We start from the raw sequence: 18253 nt of genomic DNA, 5'->3' as shown, positions 1-18253 counted from the left end.
GCCTGGGCGATGTTGACTCCCAGCATCATTTAACGCCGGTCGTATTCTGCTGTCTCAATCTTGAGCCTGACATACTCAAAATCGCCCTGAGGATCATTCCAAACGGCGTTACCTTCGGTTGGAATGCGGAAGCCGTTGAATTCCTGGTAGTTCGACCACGTTCCGGACCATGGCGTGATTTTACCGGTTTCACTGCGGAAACGGCCGAGTGATTTGAACTCACTGATCTCATCGGCTCCGTTGAAATGGAAGGTGGCGGTGGCCGAAATACCGCCATCGGTGATGGTAGCCTCGGCGGTGCGGTCGTCAATCGCTTGCCAGGTGATGTGATCAGATAGGAAAGCCGTTGGCAGCCAGGGCAGCTCCGACAGATAGCGCAGTAAAGAGGCATGGTCCATCTCCGGGCCGCGGACGTCGAACAGAGGCACGGCGGAGAGTATTTTGATCAGCATGTTGCCTTTGCCGTTGGAGTAGCGGTCTCGGGCGGCAACCCAGGCGGGACCGAGTTTCATCTTCGCAATCCAGGTGAAGGACAGCGGTTCGGCCGAATAATACTGGTCGGCTTCGATGCTTATCCACCTCTGGTTGAATCGCATCCGGCCGCTCTGTTTCAGGTGCAGGCGGCTGACGTAAGGAGTCCCCTGTATAATAGCTTTAAGGAGGTATCGTTGCACCGGCGGCGGCAGGCGGCTAACGTCTGCCTGGTTGAAGACCCTGTCGATCGGTTTTGCCTTCGACAGCAGTTTTTCGATCTCGGCTTTACGGTCGAGGGACCAACCTTTAATACTCCGGCCGAGCGCAATGGCGATGAGGATGCCAAGAACGAGATCGACGGCGAAAAAGACCAGCAGCCATTCCATCGGTCTTTTGGTTCTCCTGATCGATATTTTGCCTTTGGCCAAGCTCAGAGTGAGAAAAGCAAAACGATTATAAGCTCTCTTTAATGAGGCGAGCAAGCTGGGGAGTGATGCCTTGAGTCTCGACGATTTGATCAGCCGTTGCAGAGCGGACGCCGTGAACGGAACCGAATTTTTTAATAAGGGAGCGACGGCGCGCCGGGCCGATGCCCGGGATGGCTTCAAGTTGAGAAGCGATCGCGGACTTTTGCCGCAAATTGGTATGGTAGCCAAGCGCGAAGCGGTGGGCTTCGTCCCGAATCCGTTGCAGCAGCCGTCGTGCAGCGGAACGCTCCTCGAGGATGATCGGTGCCGAATGCTCCGGCAGGAATATCTCCTCACGCTCCTTGGCCAAACCGATAATGGGAATATTTTCGGCGCCTTTCTCTCTGAGCGCCCCGACAGCCGCAGAAATTTGCCCCTTGCCGCCGTCGATGAGAATCAGGTCGGGCAGGGCAGCCCATTTGGTTTCAGCTTCGCCTTCCAGGTCGGGCTTATCTTTATGGGCCTTGGCATGGGCGAACCGGCGGCCGATGACCTCTTTCATCATGGCAAAGTCATCGGCACCGGGCACCATCTTGATACGGAAGCGGCGATAGTTCTTTGAATCGGGCCGGCCGCCGGTGAAGACGACCATCGAACCCACCGCCAGCTTACCCTGAATGTTCGAAATATCGTAGCCCTCGATGCGATGGGGCGGCTTGCTTAAGCCGAGGACTTTTGCCAGTTCTTCGAGGCCGGCGCGCGAGTCTTCGGCGCCGGTGAGCAGCCGCTTGATCTTGTGCTGTTCCAGTCCTTTACGCGCATTTTCGGTGACTAACTTCATAAGCTCCACACGAGGTCCCCTTTGCGGCACGACAATCTCGACCTTGGTTCCCCGCTTGGTCGAGAGCCAGGCTTCAAGAACCTCTTTGTCATCCGGATTGTGTTCGATGAGGATGAGCGGCGGCAGGTGGGGCGAATTGCTGTAGAACTGGCCGACAAAGCTGGACATGACCTGGGACGGCGGCTGGCCGGAGGTACCCCGCAGGAAGAAGTGTTCCCTGCCAATGATCTTGCCCTCCCGAACGAAAAAGACCATAACGAAGCTCTCGTCACCGTTCTGGACATAGGCGACGGCGTCGAGTTCGCCCTTGACCTTAGTGGCGATACGCTGGGCGGCGATGACCTGTTCAATGTCGCGAATGCGGTCCCGTAAATCGGCGGCGCGCTCGAACTCCATATTATCCGAAGCCGCGGCCATCTCCGATTTCAGGTTCCTGACCACTTTCTCCAGCCGGCCTTCCAGGAAGAGCACCGCCTGATTGATGTTCCGCCTGTAGTCTTCGGCGGCGACCCTGCCGGTACAGGGCGCCGGACAACGGTGCATATCGTATTCCAGGCATGGACGCTTGACTTTCTTCAGATCCAAGCTGCAACTTCGAAAGGGAAAAATCTTCCGTAGGAGATCGACCACGGCGTGGACGGAGCGGGAGTCGGTGAACGGCCCGAAGTAGCGGCCCTGGCCCTCAACATAGCGGCGGGTGACCTCAAGCTTAGGCCAATCGCCCGGGGTGACCCGCAGGTAGGGCAAGCCTTTGTCATCCTTGAGGCGGATGTTGTAATCCGGCCGGTGGCGCTTGATGAGGTTTAGCTCCAGGATGAGGGCATCCTGCTCCGAAGGCACCACGAAGTATTCCAGGTCACGCACCTCAGCCACCAGCATTTCGGTCTTCTCGTCGAGCCTGCCGGTACCGCGAAAATAACTGCGGACGCGGTTTTTTAAATTGACCGCCTTGCCGACGTAGATGATGCGGCCTTTTTCATCTTTATAGATATAGACGCCGGGGGCTGCGGGCAAGCAGCGGACTTGTTCCTCAAGAAGCTGGGCGATTGCCATGGCAATATTTTAACATAAAGGCAACTTAAACTTGCCCAAACTGTATGGAATCTCGGTTTGCGGCGCACAAACCTGGTTTGCCCCGGACTCTGATTATGTTAGAATACATAAAACTTTTCAGGCGGTGAGCGCTGTGATGAAAGCCGATATAGACAACTTTCTAAACTATCTTGTAGTAGAGAAGGGTTTCTCTGGGAACACCAGGGAAGCTTATCACAACGACCTATCACAACTTGCCGATTTTGCCGAGAAATGCCTATCGAACCGGAACGCACAGCATTTGTGGGACAATTTTAACCGTCAGGACATGTTGTCCTATCTGTTGGATCTCAAAGAACGCAAATATGCGGTCACCACCGTGGTAAGAAAACTGGCTGCGGCAAAAAGTTTTTTCTCATTCCAGGTCGATGAGAACAAAGTCCGGCAAAATCCTACCGAAAACATCGAGTCTCCCAAAGTAGGCAAACCGCTGCCCGGGGCAATTTCGGTCAGCCAGGTGAAATTACTCCTGGAGCAGCCGACAAAAACCAGTGCTCCCGAAGCCAAGCGCGACCGGGCAATGCTGGAACTGCTTTATGCCAGCGGTATGCGCGTCAGTGAACTGATCAATCTGGATATCGAAGATCTGGACTGTAACGAAGCCCAGGTCCGTTGTTTCGGCAAAGGGCGCAAAGAACGGATCGTGCCTATTTATCCTCAAGCAGCCAGGGCTGCAGGCGAATATATTAATGAAATCCGGCACCGGCTTCTGAGGGATGAATCGGAGAAAGCCCTTTTTCTCAACCGCCGCGGCGAACGTCTTACCCGCCAGGGTCTCTGGCAGATCCTGAAGGAATACGCTCGTCAGGCTGGCTTGAGCGACATGGTCACGCCTCACACCCTGCGGCATAGTTTTGCCACCCATATGCTCAACGGCGGGGCTGACCTGCGTTCCGTACAGGAACTCCTGGGGCATGCCAATATTTCCACCACCCAGATATATACTCATTTGACTTCCGAACATATCAGGAAGGCTTATGACAGCGCCCATCCTCGGGCAAAATCAAATCCTCGATAATTTGAAAAGCAGGAACAAGATGGCAGATAAGTATTCTTACAAGCCGGGGAAGAAGAAAAAACGCAAAAGCAGCAAGCCCCTGCGAATGTTCAGGCATCATCCGCCGTGTACGGAAACGTCGGAGCAAAATCAGCCGCTGCGGAGCCGAAAAGACCAGCGGTCTCAGCTGGTATTTCGGCGAGGCCGGCTGAGACAGGACAGGCTGACGTCCGCATCGCTAACCTGGGCAGTGAGCTCAGGCGGTTCGCAATTCTTGGATTAGTCATTGTTGGCACGCTGGTCCTGGCCGCGTTCTTGCTGGGCTGACCTTGCCGGCAGAAACACCAGGGCAGATTTTCTGCCGAATTGGCCGATGCGTTTCTCCGGCGGTTCCGGGGCGGCTGAGAGTTCAACGTTACCGGTAATTTGCCCCAGTGTAAGTCGGTGGATATAATAGCCCCTAATGACTAAATACAGGGCAGGTGTTTCATGGAGAATTATGGCATAGCCGGCATCCGGAATGTGGCGCTGCTGTCTCACAGCGGCGCCGGAAAAACCACCCTGGCCGAGGCGGCGCTCTTCAGCGCCGGCGCCGTCAGCCGAATGGGCAGAGTTGACGACGGCACGACAGCATCAGATTTCGATCCCGAGGGAGTGAAGCGAAAGATTTCTATAAGTCTTTCGCTTTTACCTTTTATATGGCGCAAAACCAAAATAAATTTTCTGGACGCGCCGGGTTATGCCGATTTCGCCGGAGAGGCAAAAGCGGCAATTAAAGTAGCCGAATCGGCAATTATTGTGGTCGCCGCTTCATCGGGTGTTGAAGTGGGCACCGAGACTGCCTGGGCTCTTGCGGAAGAGGCAAAATTACCCAGGTGCCTGGTCGTCAACAAGATGGATCGGGAAAATGTGAATTTTGACAATGTGGTAGCAGCGCTGCAGGCCAAATTTGGGCACAAGTGCTTGCCGATGACGATTCCGATAGGTTCTTTCAAAGACTTTAAAGGCGTTATTGATGTCTTAAACCTTAAGGCGTTTACCGGCGCCCACCCCGCCGCTGAAGGCGAGGTACCAGCTCAATTGACGCAGACCGCAAAAGACGCCAGAGAGCGGCTTATCGAGGCAGTCGCCGAACAGGACGACAATCTCATCGAAAAATTCCTCGGCGGTGAAGAACTGTCGGCTGAGGAGATCCACAGCGGTTTGAAAAAGGCGATTGCGGCAGGTGAAATTGTACCGATCCTGGCCGGGGCGGCGCTTACCAACACCGGCGTGGATTCATTGTTGGATTTCGTCGTTGAATTCATGCCGTCGCCTCAAGGGCGGAAAGTCGAACTCAACGATGGAAACAGCCTCACCGCTGATGAGTCAAGCCCGCTAGCCGCACTGGTTTTCAAAACGACCGCGGACCCCTTTGTTGGCAAGCTGACTTTCTTTCGTGTTTACCGCGGCATGCTTCAAAGCAACACCCACGTCTGGAATTCAACCCGGAAAGCTGACGAACGGATTGGGCAGCTGTACGTCATGAGAGGCAAACACCAGGAACCGGCAACACAAATCGGCGCCGGAGACATCGGCGCGGTTGCTAAATGCGCCGTCACAGCGACGAATGATACGCTGGCGACCCAGGACAGCCCGGTAATAGTCACTCCAATATCTTTCCCCAAACCGACATACTCGGTGGCGGTTCACCCCAAATCCAAAGCGGATATTGACAAACTGGGACAGGCGATCGCCAAGCTTATCGAAGAAGATCCGACTCTGGAAAGCCACCGAGACCCAGACACCTCGGAAACCATACTCGCGGGTCTCGGCGATACCCAACTGGACGTAGCCGCGGAAAAAATGGCGCGAAAGTATTCAGTCGCAGTAGAACTTAAAGCCCCCAGGGTTCCCTACAAAGAGACGATCACCGGCTCAGCCAGGGCAGAGTACCGCCATAAAAAGCAGACCGGCGGCCACGGCCAATTCGGTCACGTCGTACTTGATGTCGAAGCCCTGCCGCCCGGCTCAGGGGTCGAGTTTGTCGATAAGGTGGTCGGCGGCGCTGTTCCCCGCAACTATATACCGGCGGTGGAAAAGGGCATCAAAGAAGCAGTGCAAGAAGGCGGTAGTCTGGGCTTTCCGATCGTTGACCTCCGCGCCACCCTGTGCGACGGCAGTTTCCACCCGGTGGACTCCTCCGAGATCTGCTTCAAGATCGCCGGCGCAGGCGCGCTGAAGAAAGGTATGGAGCAGGCCGGGCCGGTGCTGCTGGAACCGATCGTCAGTCTCCAGATAAATGTCCCGTCTTCGATCGTGGGTGACATTATCGGCGACCTTAATACCAAGCGCGCTCATGTCCAGGGTATGAATCCTGACGGGGACCGTACAATTATTGAGGCGATGGCGCCGCTGGCTGAAGTCCAACGTTATGCCGTTAACCTGAAAAGCCTGACTCAAGGCCGTGGTTCGTTTACGATGAAGTTCGATCATTACCAGCAGGTGCCGGCTAACCTAACGCAAAAACTGGTCGCCGACCGGGCAGCGGAATTGGCGGCAGCGCAGTCTACGCATTGATAAGCGCCGGGTTTTAGTGCGTTTAAAGAAAAAGAACGAAGAGGGGCTCTAAAGCCCCTCTTTAGTTTTGTCTTCGAACTTACGTAACCTTGTGGCCGTTCACCAAAAGCTAAACCTTGACGACGTGGATGGCGGCGGCCTTGAGACAGGCAACCACCGGCTTGCCTATCGCCAAACCCAGTTCATCGGCGGACTGGCGAGTAACGACCGCCAGCAGGTGGATCCCACAGTCTATTTCCAACCTGACCAGCGGTCCGACCAGGGCTATGTTGACTATGGTGCCTTCAAGCCTATTACGGGCGCTGGAACCGATTTCAGATTTCAGACTGACGGTGATATGGTCCGGCCGGAGGAACAGGTTGACCCGGTCGCCGGGCATAAATTCACCAGTTGCCTGTATCAATTTTCCGGCAACGTCGACAGTGATGAGTCCGCCGATTGACTCAATCACTGAGCCTTCGAGTATCGTTTCAATGCCGATGAATTCAGCCACGGCTCGGCAGGCTGGCGCCATGAAGATTTCGTCACTGGTGCCGAGTTGTAGCAGTTCACCTTTCATCATGACGCCGATTCGGTTTGCCAGACGTTGACCCTGCGCCAAATCGTGGGTTGCCATGACCACCGTGAGGCGGCGTTTACCGATGATGTTTGAGACCAATTCCTCGACCATAGCGGTGGAATTGGGGTCCAGGTTGGCTGTCGGTTCATCAAGGAAGAGAATGTCAGGACTGGTGACCAGCGCCCGCGCCAGGGCGACGCGCTGCGTTTCGCCGCCGGATAGAGTCTTGGCCTGACGGCCTTCAAAGCCTGCCAGGCCAACTTCGGCCAGCGCCGCCGTTACCCTGGGTTTAATGTCTTCGCCTTTCATACCTCTCCAGCGCAGCGGCTGAGCGATGTTGTCAAATACCGAGGTAGTAAAGACGAGCGGCTTCTGATGAACGAAAGCCATTTTACGGCGCAACTCCAGTCGACTGGAGGCGCTGCCGGTCACCTGCTGCCCGCCAATGACTATGGCGCCCCCAGACGGTTGCTCCAGGAGATCCAGCAGCCTGAGGACGGTGCTTTTACCGGCGCCGGAGGGACCGATCAGCGCCACTGTCTCGCCGGCGGCGACGGTCAAGTTTATATCTTTCAAGCTGAAGTTGCCGCCATAACGCTGTCGTAGCCCCCGGGCTTCGATAATCGGTTTGGCGTTCGAAAAATTCATTCCACCGGTCTCCGCCTGACGTCTGTACCGCGCTGCTGCAGCCAGGAGAGCGCCATATTGATTAGCAGGGCAATACCCAGCAGGATTATTCCCAAGGCCAGCGACAGTTCGATGTCGCCCTTACTGGTCTCGAGCGAGATGGCGGTGGTCAGCACCCGGGTGAAGCCGCGGATGTTGCCGCCGACCATGAGCGCCAGGCCGACTTCGGAGATGGCACGACCAAAGCCGAGGATGAAGGCGGTGAAGATAGCGTACCTGGCCTCTTTGATCAACAGCAATCCCATTTGCCAGCGGCTGGCGCCCAAGGCAATTGCCGTCTCTTTAGCCATGAGGTCGATTCCGGAGAGCGCCGAAATAACGAGGCCGAGTATCAGCGGTGTCACCAGCACAGCCTGGCCAATAACCATAATTGTCGGGGTGAAAAGCAGCCCGAACTCCCCAAGCGGACCGGAGCGCGAGAACAGCAGGAAGACAAACAGGCCGACCAAAACCGTCGGCAGGGAAAACAGGGTATGGATGAAGCTGATCAGGAAGCGCTTGCCGGGGAAGGTGTTATGGAAGATGAGAGAGCCTAAAGGCAGAGCGATGACTGCGGCGATGACGCTGGCGGTCGCTGAGATACTCAGCGACCGCCAGGTGGCTTCCATAACGTCGGGATCAGCCGAAAAGATTAGTTCGATAGCCCTTTGCAGACCAAGCCAGATCTCTTCCATTTAATTAATTCGCCGGTTCGTTTCCGGCGCAAGGGGTAAATAGCGGCGCGCCGTAGTCCTTGACGCCGTAGTCGCCGATGATCTTCTGGATGGCCGGGGACAACAGCCATTCGACCATCTTTTGAGCCATGTCCTTGTTACTCACGGCAACTTTTACCGGATTGACCGGGACTGCGGCATAAACATTCAGCAGAATCGACCCTTTATCTACGATAGAAGTCAGGCCGGTCTGTCCTTTGAAAGCTAAAAAGGTGCCAATATCGGAAAGGGTGTAACCCTGAAGCTGCCCGGCCATCTGAAGAGTTGGTCCCATGCCCTGGCCGGACTCGACGTACCAAGCGCCTGAACTGCGGACATCGGTGTAAGTGATGCCGGCAGCCTTCCAAATAGCCTGCTCCTTGGAATTGGTCCCGGAGGCATCGCCACGGGAGACGAACTTGGCGGTCTTGGAAGCGAACAACTTCTTGAAGGCATCCTCGGCGGAAAGGCCTTTCAATCCGAGCGGATCGGAGGCAGGGCCTACAATAACGAAATAATTGTAAGCGAAAGCGCTGCGGGTTGTACCGTAACCGTCGGCAATGAACTGGAGTTCCCGAGCCTTGTCATGGACGGTGATAATGTCAACATCGCCGCGTTGGCCGTATTGCAGGGCAATACCGGTGTTGGCATACAGGACATCGACTTCCACTCCGAACTCTTTCTCGAACATGGGCTCCAGGAGGGCCCACAAGCCGGTGTCGTAGAGGGAGCTGGTTGTAGCCACCTTGAGGCGTTTTGCCGGGGAGAGGATGCCGCTGCCCTGTTCGGTGGTCGGCGATACCGTCGGACCGGTGGTTGATGGATTATCAGATCCATTGCAGCCGGCGATCGATGAAGCCGCGAGTAGCATCGACAACAACAAGCCGGAAACTTTTAACCATGTTTTTCTCATCTGTACCCCTTATCAAATATTTGGAATAGTACAAACAAAAAGCACCTCTTTTAAGGAGGTGCGCGGCCACGGAGTACCCTCGTCATGGCATGCTCTCCTTTCCAAATCGCGGGAGGCGGCGCCGTTTCCGGCATCACCCTCGGGTCCTTCTGTGAAGGACCGCCGGTCTTGTCGCCATATCACCGAGGAGTTAGGCTCCAAGACTTCGGAGATCAATATTTAATTAAGCTCATGGTAACACAGAGTACTAATACCGGTCAATCAGGAATCGATGACGGTTCCCATCATGGTTCGCCGGAGTGAATGGTAACGCTATCTGCCGGTGAGCTCCTTGACCTTGGCGACGAGGGCCGGGACAACCTTCTTCCAATCGCCGGTGACGCCGTAAGCGGCGGCTTTGAAAATGTTTGCTTCGGCGTCCTTGTTGATGGCCACGAGTGTTTTGGCGCCGGAGACGCCAGAAAGGTGCTGTGACGAGCCGGAGATACCGACGGCAATGTATAAATCCGGGGCGATGATCTTGCCGGTGACTCCGATCTGTCCAGATTCTGGCCACCAACCCTGGTCACACGGCGGACGGGAGGCACCAACGACACCGTCGAGGAGGCCGGCGAGTTCCTGGAGCTGGGCAAAACCCTCGGGCCCACCCAGGCCGCGGCCGCCGCCGACGACGATTTTTGCCTCTTCGATCTTTGGGCCAGTCTCTTTCACGGCTACTCGCTCCAGGATTTGAACACCCGTCAATGGTTCAGCCGCCGGCAATTCCAAAATCTCAACGGTGTGCTTATCGTTGGCCGGTGCCGGAGCGAAGGTCTTGGGCCGGATGGAAACGACCTGGGGTTCGGTATCGATGGTAAAATCCGCCAGCGCGTTGCCGCCGTAGACGGGGCGGGTAAAAATCCGGCTGCCGCCCTCAGTACGGATAGCGATAACATCGGTTACAGCGGCGGTCGAAAGCCGGGCGGCCAGCATCGGCGCCAGGTCGCGGCCTAAATCGGTTTCAGCCAGGAGGATGATTTTTGGGTTCAAGTTAGCGGCCAGCGGCATCACCGTCAGGGCGACGGCATCACTCGAAACTTGGCCGACTTCGGCGGCAAAGACCTTCACGGCACCCAATCTACCGACGGCAACGGCGGCCTCTCTGGCGCCGGTGCCAACAACAAGGGCGAAAATGGATTCGTCGGCGGTGATTGCCTTCGCAGCGGTGAAAAGCTCGGCGGCGGCAGGCGCCGGCGTGCCGCCTTTGACCTCGACGACGATTAGGACGCTTTGATTATCTGGCATGTTTTCACCCGCTCCTTTTATGTCTTTCCTCTCGGGAGGGAAAGTTGGGAACTGCTAGATCAGCTTTAGTTCACGAAGCTTCAGCGCCAGGTTAGCGCCCTGTTCTTCAGGGGTGGCGCCGGGGATCAGTTCGCACTTCGCTTCCCGCACCGGTTGATAGAGCCTCACCAGCTTCACCAGACGGTTAACGGCGACGGTGCCCAGGTCGGTAGCTTTCCAAAAGAGCGGCTCCTTTTTCTTGGCGGCGAGTACTCCCCTGATGTTGGGCAGACGGAGTTTCCCGAGTTCTCCAGAAACGGTGACGACAGCGGGTAAGGCTGCCTCGACGACTTCAAAGCCGCCGTTGACGATGCGCTCGACGCGAAGTTTGCCGCCGGTGAACTCGACCTTGCGGGCGCGGGACAATGAAGGCAGGCCGAGGTGACCAGCCAGAAGCAGGCCGGTCTGGCCGGCGTCCCAATCCGCGGCGGTGCGACCGGCGAGGATAACATCGAACTTGCCGATCTTTTTAACTGCGGCGGCAAGGACGGCGGCGGCAGCGGCGCTGTCCAGGTCGGCGAAGGCCGGGTCGTCCAACAGGATGAGTTCATCGGCACCGAGGGCGAGGGCTTTTTTAAGGAGTTCTTTATTAAGGCCGCTTCCCAAAGAAACCGCTTTCAAGGTGCTGCCAGTGTTGGTGTCTTTGAGCCGCAGCCCAGCCTCCAGAGCGTGCTCAGAGTAGGGATCGATCACCGGAGAGACTCCGGCGGGAGGTACGACCTTGGTGCCGGAGGGATCAATCTTGAAACTTGCTGGAGGAATTTCGGGGTCGGGGATTTGCTTGATCAGAACGATGATATCCAAGAGCAGCCTCCTCGACGTAATTGAACGATTGGTCAACGACTGGCTTAATTTAACACCCGCACTGCGTCCCGGTCAACTGCGTCACGGGTCCTACGACGCGAGTTATCAAGTTCATATGTTATCCGCTACGGGGGAAGTTTGGTGACCGAGACACGATCAAGGGGGATGAGATCCCGGATGATTTCGGTACGGTTTCCGGGGAATGCCTGATTAATTATTGATTTGACCGCAGCGGACTGACATGAACCGAACTCGAGGAGCAACCAGCCGGGCTTATCATCGCGGGCAGCAGTCTGGCTGACCAGGCGGCGGATGATATCTAAACCGTCCGGCCCGCCGTCCAGCGCAAGCTGTGGTTCAAACCTGTTGCCCCTGGCCTCGGCGGAAGGGACGTAGGGCAGGTTAGCGCAGACGATGTCGAGGCGGCGGTCAGCGACGCCGTCGAGGAGGTCGCCATGGATGAACTCGATGTTCGTAACGGCGTGGCTGGCGGCGTTGCGGCGGGCCAGGTTAAGAGCCTCTGGCGAGGTATCGATGGCAAAGATTACCGATTCAGGCAAATGTTTTGCCAGGGTTACAGCTACCGCGCCGGAGCCGCAGCCGACATCGGCGATAACCAGCGCGTTATGCTTGTCCCCCGTCTTGAGCCTTGCGATATCGAGGGCTTGTGCGACAAGGATTTCAGTCTCCGGACGGGGAATAAGGACGGTTGGGTTGACATAAAACTCAAGCGCATAGAACTCGGTGTGCCCGGTGAGGTACTGCAGCGGCTCGCCGGCGATCAGCCGATCGATCAACACCGAATAAAGGGCTTCATCGCCTGGTGTTAGAACATCGAAAAGGCGCCGGTACAACTCGATACGAGAAAGACCGAGAACATGGCGCATCAGCACCTCGGCGTCGAGGCGGGCAGAAAGACCTGACAGGCGAGCGGAAGCCTGATGGATAGCGGCGGCGACGGTCATATGCCGGCGGATTGCAGCAACCGCGCCTGCTCATCGGTAGCCAGAGCGTCAATGACGTCATCAAGATAGCCTTGCAGCAGTTTCGGCAGGTTGTGGACCGACAGGCCGATGCGGTGGTCGGTCAGGCGGTCCTGGGGGAAGTTGTAGGTGCGGATCTTCTCCGAGCGCTCGGCGGTGCCGATCTGGGAGCGGCGAGCGTCGGTCACCTCCGACTGCTGCTTCTCCTGTTCCATCGCCAGAAGGCGTGCCCGCAACACGTCCATGGCTTTCTGCCGGTTCCGAAGCTGGGAACGCTCGTCCTGGCAAACAACGACGAGACCAGTGGGCAGGTGGGTCAGGCGCACCGCGGTAGCCACTTTGTTGACGTTCTGGCCACCCGCCCCGCCGGAATGGAAGATGTCGACCCGCAGCTCGTCGGGGCTGATGTCGACCTCGACCTCCTCGGCGACCGGCAGCACCGCTACCGTCGCTGTCGATGTATGGATGCGTCCGGCGGCCTCAGTCACCGGGACGCGCTGAACACGGTGGACGCCGCTCTCGAACTTCAGGCGGTTGTATACTTCCTCGCCGTCGATCTCAAAGATAACCTCCTTGAAAACGCCGGCGGCGGATTCAGACAGGTCGATAACATCTACCTTCCAGCCCTTGAGTTCGGCGTAGCGGGTGTACATATGGAAAAGATCGGCGGCAAAAAGCTTGGCCTCGTCGCCGCCGGTACCGGCGCGGATTTCCATGATGATGTTGCGGCCGGCATTGGGGTCCTTAGGCAACAGGGCGATTTTCAGTCCCTCGTAGAGGGACTCCTGCTGCTCTTTGAGGCTTTGGTGTTCCTCCCGCGCCAGTGCCAACATCTCCTCGTCCCGCTCGGTGTCTAAAAGGTGTTCGGTGTCCTCTAAAGCCTTCACGGTGCGCAGGTATCTCCGGTAAAGGCCGACGATATCTTCCAGAGCGGCGCGCTCCTTGGCAAGACGGGTGAGCTCCGGGATATTGGCGGCGACTTCGGGTGTGGCAATTGCCTCTTCTATCTCGGTATAACGCTTTTCGATTTTCTCAAGTTGTTCCAGCATAAGTTTGGATTATATCACGGGAGGCAGGCTCGGCTCATCTCCAACGGCGAGTTCTCAAGCCGCAAATTGAAATCGGCATGGCATTCTGGCTATAATCATACTTTGCGCGGTGGGTATAGCCGAGTGGTTAAGGCGTCAGGTTGTGGCCCTGAAGACCGTGGGTTCGAATCCCACTACCCACCCCAAACTTTTTCCCGACGACAGGCGCCTGTAGCTCAGCGGATAGAGCATCGGTCTTCGGAACCGAGGGTCGCGGGTTCGAATCCCTCCAGGCGCGCCAGCAGTTCAAATCTTTCGCGCCAGCCGGCAGGCCACAAAGTGCCCCTCCTCCGTTTCATCCAAAACCGGGACGCCTTTTAAGCACGCCGCCTCTGACTGATCACAACGCGGCGCAAAGGAGCAACCGGAGTTAGACCCCTTCAGGTCAGGTGGTTCGCCGGGTATATAAGCTACGCCTTCGCCTTGATGAGACAGGCTTATGCATTCAAGGAGTTTCCTGGTGTAGGGATGCAACGGGGTTTTTAGTATTTGTTCACGGGTACCTTTTTCGACGATTTTTCCAGCATAAAGGACAATGAAATAGTCACAAACGGCGGCTGCCTGGGCAATGTCGTGAGTGATAAACAAATACGAGGTGGATAACTCTTTTTTCAACGAAATGAGAAGGGATATTATCTGGCCTTTCAAGCTGGGGTCAAGCGCGGATGTTGGTTCATCCAGAATCACCAGAGCAGGCTCCAGGGCGAAGGCGAGGGCGATACAAGCCCGTTGAATTTCACCGCCGCTCAGCCTGTCCGGAATTGAACCGCATTTCTCTTTGGACAAACCAACGGTTGCCAGCAACCGGCTGATTTTTTCAGCGGCATTACGGATGCCGTGAGCCTCGAAAAGCTCCTTAAACTGGGCTTCGATGCTAAAATACGGATCCAGAGAACTTTTAGTGTTTTGCGGCACCCAGGCGATCTTTTTCCATCGGTAACTGCGCCGAAAATCCTCATTATTCAATGTGGTTAAATCGCAGCCCTCGAAACGTATCGATCCAGAGAATTCGGATGTGTTGCCAGGCAACAGGCGCAGCAAAGCCAAACCTGCGCTGGACTTGCCGCATCCGGATTCGCCGATAAGCGCCAAAGCCTGCCCCGGCTGGCTGATTTCAAACGAAACCCCGTCGACGGCCCGGATAATCCCTCCGGGGGTACGGTAGTGCACGGTCAGGCCGGCAGTTCTAAGAAATTCTGTCAATTCAATGCCAGTATACCGGATTTTACCTTCGGCGGTTCCTGGGGTCGAGCAGGTCGCGAACATAATCGCCCACGAAAACAAAAGCAAAAACCGCGGCGCATAGTGTCAGCCCCGGCGCCACGGCCAGCCACGGAGCAGCTTCCATATAAAGCCGGCCTTCCAGAAGCATACCGCCCCAACTTGGAGTTGGCGGCGGGACGCCCAAACCAAGAAAACTTAACGCTGATTCCAAAATCAGGGCGATACCGATATAACCGGTAGCGTAAGCCAGTACCGGGGAGGCTATTCTGGGCATAATGCGTCTTACCGCGATCCGCCAGGGCGTCAGTCCCATTGACGTGGTAAATCGGACATATTCCTCTGTTTTAACCGAAACGGTGATTGCGTGGGAAAGCCTGACCATCTGAGGGAAGACTCCAACTGCGATGCCAATTAGAACCCCATTCGGTGATGGGCCCAGGACAGTGATAAGAACTACAGCTAAAACCAAGGTGGGGAATCCAAGCATGGCGGTGTTCACCCGCTGGGTAAAACCGTCCAGCGCTCCGCCTCGGGTACCGGTAACGGCACCGATGATGACACCGGCAAAAGTAGCCAGCGAAACCGACGCTATGGCCACATAGAGCGCCGATCGCGCCCCGAAGATTACCCGACTGAAAACATCCCGGCCGTAATTATCGGTGCCGAAAAAATATTCCGCACCGGGCGGCAGCAGGCGGGCGGATGCATCCTGGAGCAGGGGATCACGGATCGGCAGCAATTCGGCTGATACGGCGGTGCCGATGAGCCCAACAATTATGATCCCGCCCAGTACGGTAGACAGCCTCTTCATAGTCCTGCGCCCGACGGTAGTCTCGGGTCAGCCGCCCGGTGCAGGCGGTCAGCCGCCAGATTGACCAGCAAGACGACGGCCACAATCAGCAGTACATATGTCTGGATCACAGGGAGATCTCGCTGCAGAGCGGCTCCTATCAAACCGCGGCCGACTCCGGGCAGGCCAAATATGGACTCCAGGATCATGACGCCGCCAAGGAGCACGCCGAATTGGAGCGCCATGGTGGCAATCAGCGAGGGCGCGGCCGCCCGGAGAGCGTGATGGATAATGATTTGCCTTTCGGTGAGTCCTTTTGCTCTGAGGGCTCTAATTTGATCCTCCTGCATCGCGGCTGCAATACCGGAACGGGTGACCCTCACAATATGGGATCCGTACTCCCAGGTTAGCAGGAGCAGAGGAATAATAATCATTTGAAAATGGTTCCACGGATCTTGCCAGGGGAAAGAATACACCAGCGGCGGGGACCATTTGAAAACTGCGGCGAGCATTAACAAGCAAATAATAGCCAACCAGAATCCAGGCAATGATTGGCCAGGGACTACCATAAGGCGGATGACAGTGTCCGGCCACCGGTCTTTTTTCATGGCTGCGGCGATGCCTAAGGGGAGTCCGGTCACGAGTGATAATAAGACCACGCCGGTTGCCAGCAGGATGGTGACTGGGATTTGTCTAGCCAGGAGTTCCCCGATCGGCTGGCCGGATATAAGGGAACTCCCTCCGAAATTTCCACTGATAATACTGAGCAACCAGTTCCCATACTGCACGTACAGTGGTTGATCCAGCCCAAGTTCTGACCTGACCGCTTCTTTAAATTCCGGGGCGGAAATAACGTCACCCGCAATCAAATCGGCGACATCTCCAGGGAGAAGCCTCAAAATCAAGAAAATGATGATTGAAGCGATCAGGCAGGTAAAAAGAAAGGAAGCTATCCGGCTGACCCACGGGGATATGAGAACGGACCGGAGTCGATCCACCTTACCGCTCCAAGCTGACCGTGGCATAATCCGTAAAGGTGTGGCCGTCTTCTGGCGGAATGACCAGACCTTTGACATAATCCCGGAACGCCTGGATATAGGTGATTTCGGCGATGGGGATGACGTAAGTCTGATCCACAAACAGGTACTTCTGGAGTTGCGTCCAAACGTCTAAACGTCGGTCATAGGTCGAAGCATCTTTCAATTCGCGATAGAAACGGTCGATTTCCAAATCTTCATGCTTGGCGTAGGCATCAGGGGCTTTACTGGCACGGCCGTAAACGCCTTCTGTGCCTTCAGGAATAGGCAATACGGAGAGGGCTCCGGATTGGGAATCATAATCCAGGCTAACCCGGCCGCGGTTCCATTCAGCTTCATCGACGATCTGCAGCCGGAGTTCAATCCCCAACCCAGCCAATTGATCCTTGAGGAATTGACCGCCGGGCAGCCCGTTTTCAGCACGGCACAGATACCCCATCGAGAATCCGGCGGAAAATCCCGCTTCACTCAGCAAGCGACGCGCCTCAAAACGATTGGCTGTCAAATCCTGAGAATCCAGTCTCGGCCAGATCACAAAGTTTTTGTCCTTGACAGGGTTGTTGGGGCTGACATCCGGTGATGTCCAGCCAAAACCATCCAGAACCAGTGGGACAGCGGCTTTTTTATCGATCCACAACGCAATCGCCCTTCTCACTCTGGCATCTTGCCATGGCCCGGACTTAAGGACGTTAAACGCCAGCCGGAAGGTCCCGCCTTCCATTAAAGGAAAGACAACACTATCTCCCAGATCTTTAACGTATTCTTTCAGGCGTGTTTCGGTCAAATAGTGGCCAAATCCCCTGGCTGTGCCATCCAGGCGCCCGGTACGGAAGGCGATATCCATCGATTGGGCGTCAGGCGTGATAATATAGTCGATTCCATCGAGGTACGGCAGCGCCGTTCCAGAAGAGTCTTGCTCGAAGTATTGATCGAACCGCCTGACACGGATCACGGAACCATTTTCATAGCTGTCAAATTTGAAAGGTCCCAAGCCGATCATACCCACGTCCGAAGGTGAGACGTTGATCTCTCCGTCTTTAATTTGTTTTTCCATCAGGTGGCGCGGATGGTCGATCTTGATCCTCGGATCAGCCAGGACATCAGGGAAGAATCGGTTTGGCCCGTTCAAGGTTATCTTCACCTGATCCGGCGGGATAACCTCCACCTGCTTAATAGCCAATTCGCCTGTGTAATAGGCCGGTGCCCGGACTTGATCCCCTTGCTTTAGACCGAAGGCGGCCAGATCCAACCAGAATTTTACATCATCCGGCCCGAATTGGGTGCCATCATGCCAGAAAACGTCACGCCGTAGGATGAAAGTCCACTCGGTGAAGTCAGGGCTGGAGACCCATCGTCGGGCTAAATAAGGAGCGACCAAATACATGTTACCCCGGTTTCTCATGACCAGATTGCCGGGCCCGAAGATAGCTCCGGCAGAATGGTGAAGGGAGATGCTCGAGGTGCGCAACGTGCTGAAATGGGCCGGCGGATCGCCGCGGTTAGCTAAAACGAGGATATTCTTTTTATCGTCATCAACGACAATCGGATTCAGGCCATTGCATCCTTCGCTGACGGCGATAACAGCGGCAATGGCTGCCAGTCCCTTTACAAAACCGCGGCGGCTGATGTCAGGCTGGGAGGATCTAACGTGGATGGCGGCAGGCACTGGTCTATTCACGGCGATTGGGATTGTACTATTTCGATGAAGAGGTTACAAAATCAAGGTCACGGTTGAGAGTCGAATCATGAAGTGAATTAATTTGGCAGATATGAGTGCTGACTT

The 18253-nt window shown here is 56.0% G+C and carries 15 protein-coding genes, 2 tRNA genes and 1 riboswitch; of the genes, 4 read left to right on the top strand and 13 right to left on the bottom strand.

Annotated features, from left to right (window positions below; genetic code table 11):
* Positions 1–29: 29 nt before the first annotated feature.
* Entirely contained in the window at positions 30–860 is an 831-nt protein-coding gene (locus tag DEALK_RS08395; protein WP_058439779.1) for a DUF6544 family protein, read from the bottom strand.
* 67 nt (positions 861–927) lie between these two features.
* Positions 928–2775, bottom strand: coding sequence for an excinuclease ABC subunit UvrC (uvrC, locus tag DEALK_RS08390; protein ID WP_058439778.1), 1848 nt, complete (start codon positions 2773–2775; stop codon positions 928–930).
* 136 nt (positions 2776–2911) lie between these two features.
* Between uvrC and xerD the strand changes: the two genes are divergently transcribed.
* Together xerD and fusA are read left to right on the top strand one after the other, a co-directional pair.
* The gene (gene xerD / locus DEALK_RS08385; RefSeq protein WP_058439777.1) at positions 2912–3832 is read left to right on the top strand and encodes a site-specific tyrosine recombinase XerD; all 921 of its coding nucleotides are present in this window, start codon (positions 2912–2914) and stop codon (positions 3830–3832) included.
* A gap of 468 nt (positions 3833–4300) precedes the next feature.
* Complete coding sequence (gene fusA, locus DEALK_RS08375; protein ID WP_058439775.1) at positions 4301–6370, top strand: elongation factor G; 2070 nt, start codon at positions 4301–4303, stop codon at positions 6368–6370.
* A gap of 109 nt (positions 6371–6479) precedes the next feature.
* Here the strand turns inward: fusA and DEALK_RS08370 are convergent, their stop codons facing one another.
* From DEALK_RS08370 to prfA, 7 genes are all read right to left on the bottom strand, one after another.
* The gene (locus DEALK_RS08370; protein WP_058439774.1) at positions 6480–7577 is read right to left on the bottom strand and encodes an ABC transporter ATP-binding protein; all 1098 of its coding nucleotides are present in this window, start codon (positions 7575–7577) and stop codon (positions 6480–6482) included.
* Entirely contained in the window at positions 7574–8290 is a 717-nt protein-coding gene (locus tag DEALK_RS08365) for an ABC transporter permease (RefSeq protein ID WP_058439773.1), read from the bottom strand. The genes DEALK_RS08370 and DEALK_RS08365 overlap by 4 nt, the downstream gene beginning before the upstream one ends.
* A gap of 4 nt (positions 8291–8294) precedes the next feature.
* Entirely contained in the window at positions 8295–9221 is a 927-nt protein-coding gene (locus tag DEALK_RS08360; RefSeq protein WP_058439772.1) for an ABC transporter substrate-binding protein, read from the bottom strand.
* Between the two features lie 78 nt (positions 9222–9299).
* Positions 9300–9444, bottom strand: a riboswitch (molybdenum cofactor riboswitch).
* Between the two features lie 89 nt (positions 9445–9533).
* Positions 9534–10505, bottom strand: coding sequence for an electron transfer flavoprotein subunit alpha/FixB family protein (locus tag DEALK_RS08355; RefSeq protein WP_058439771.1), 972 nt, complete (start codon positions 10503–10505; stop codon positions 9534–9536).
* A gap of 54 nt (positions 10506–10559) precedes the next feature.
* Positions 10560–11348, bottom strand: a complete 789-nt coding sequence (locus DEALK_RS08350; protein ID WP_058439770.1) for an electron transfer flavoprotein subunit beta/FixA family protein — start codon at positions 11346–11348, stop codon at positions 10560–10562.
* 125 nt (positions 11349–11473) lie between these two features.
* Positions 11474–12313 carry a peptide chain release factor N(5)-glutamine methyltransferase gene (gene prmC, locus DEALK_RS08345; RefSeq protein ID WP_058439769.1) on the bottom strand — a complete coding sequence of 280 codons (840 nt, stop codon included), beginning with the start codon at positions 12311–12313 and terminating at the stop codon, positions 11474–11476.
* The gene (gene prfA, locus DEALK_RS08340; protein ID WP_058439768.1) at positions 12310–13380 is read right to left on the bottom strand and encodes a peptide chain release factor 1; all 1071 of its coding nucleotides are present in this window, start codon (positions 13378–13380) and stop codon (positions 12310–12312) included. Before prfA ends, prmC begins: the two co-directional genes overlap by 4 nt.
* A gap of 109 nt (positions 13381–13489) precedes the next feature.
* On the opposite strand from prfA, the gene DEALK_RS08335 reads away from it, so the two are divergent.
* Both DEALK_RS08335 and DEALK_RS08330 read left to right on the top strand, forming a co-directional pair.
* Positions 13490–13565: transfer RNA gene (locus DEALK_RS08335), tRNA-His, on the top strand.
* Between the two features lie 19 nt (positions 13566–13584).
* Positions 13585–13660: transfer RNA gene (locus DEALK_RS08330), tRNA-Arg, on the top strand.
* A gap of 5 nt (positions 13661–13665) precedes the next feature.
* Here DEALK_RS08330 and DEALK_RS08325 read toward each other — a convergent pair.
* Genes DEALK_RS08325 through DEALK_RS08310 form a run of 4 tightly spaced genes read right to left on the bottom strand, consistent with a single transcriptional unit; the run spans position 13666 to position 18136 of the window.
* Positions 13666–14622 carry an ABC transporter ATP-binding protein gene (locus DEALK_RS08325; RefSeq protein ID WP_065128870.1) on the bottom strand — a complete coding sequence of 319 codons (957 nt, stop codon included), beginning with the start codon at positions 14620–14622 and terminating at the stop codon, positions 13666–13668.
* 22 nt (positions 14623–14644) lie between these two features.
* Positions 14645–15454, bottom strand: coding sequence for an ABC transporter permease (locus tag DEALK_RS08320; protein ID WP_058439766.1), 810 nt, complete (start codon positions 15452–15454; stop codon positions 14645–14647).
* A complete protein-coding gene (locus tag DEALK_RS08315; protein ID WP_058439765.1) occupies positions 15451–16431 on the bottom strand; it encodes an ABC transporter permease in 981 nt (326 codons plus the stop codon). Before DEALK_RS08315 ends, DEALK_RS08320 begins: the two co-directional genes overlap by 4 nt.
* 1 nt (position 16432) lies before the next feature.
* Positions 16433–18136: an ABC transporter substrate-binding protein gene (locus tag DEALK_RS08310; protein ID WP_058439764.1), complete on the bottom strand. Its 1704-nt coding sequence runs from the start codon at positions 18134–18136 to the stop codon at positions 16433–16435.
* Positions 18137–18253: the final 117 nt, after the last annotated feature.

It is taken from the genome of Dehalogenimonas alkenigignens, assembly GCF_001466665.1.
Taxonomy (GTDB): Bacteria; Chloroflexota; Dehalococcoidia; order Dehalococcoidales; family Dehalococcoidaceae; genus Dehalogenimonas; species Dehalogenimonas alkenigignens.
The sequence above is the reverse complement of the archived record's forward strand: the minus strand, read 5'-3'. Positions and strand labels throughout refer to the sequence as shown.

What these genes read in the sequence shown, in the direction of transcription:
- DEALK_RS08395 (WP_058439779.1), bottom strand. Translation starts at nt 860, where the DNA reads ATGGAATGGCTGCTGGTCTTTTTCGCCGTCGATCTCGTTCTTGGCATC.
- uvrC (WP_058439778.1), bottom strand. Translation starts at nt 2,775, where the DNA reads ATGGCAATCGCCCAGCTTCTTGAGGAACAAGTCCGCTGCTTGCCCGCA.
- xerD (WP_058439777.1), top strand. Translation starts at nt 2,912, where the DNA reads ATGAAAGCCGATATAGACAACTTTCTAAACTATCTTGTAGTAGAGAAG.
- fusA (WP_058439775.1), top strand. Translation starts at nt 4,301, where the DNA reads ATGGAGAATTATGGCATAGCCGGCATCCGGAATGTGGCGCTGCTGTCT.
- DEALK_RS08370 (WP_058439774.1), bottom strand. Translation starts at nt 7,577, where the DNA reads ATGAATTTTTCGAACGCCAAACCGATTATCGAAGCCCGGGGGCTACGA.
- DEALK_RS08365 (WP_058439773.1), bottom strand. Translation starts at nt 8,290, where the DNA reads ATGGAAGAGATCTGGCTTGGTCTGCAAAGGGCTATCGAACTAATCTTT.
- DEALK_RS08360 (WP_058439772.1), bottom strand. Translation starts at nt 9,221, where the DNA reads ATGAGAAAAACATGGTTAAAAGTTTCCGGCTTGTTGTTGTCGATGCTA.
- DEALK_RS08355 (WP_058439771.1), bottom strand. Translation starts at nt 10,505, where the DNA reads ATGCCAGATAATCAAAGCGTCCTAATCGTCGTCGAGGTCAAAGGCGGC.
- prmC (WP_058439769.1), bottom strand. Translation starts at nt 12,313, where the DNA reads ATGACCGTCGCCGCCGCTATCCATCAGGCTTCCGCTCGCCTGTCAGGT.
- prfA (WP_058439768.1), bottom strand. Translation starts at nt 13,380, where the DNA reads ATGCTGGAACAACTTGAGAAAATCGAAAAGCGTTATACCGAGATAGAA.
- DEALK_RS08320 (WP_058439766.1), bottom strand. Translation starts at nt 15,454, where the DNA reads ATGAAGAGGCTGTCTACCGTACTGGGCGGGATCATAATTGTTGGGCTC.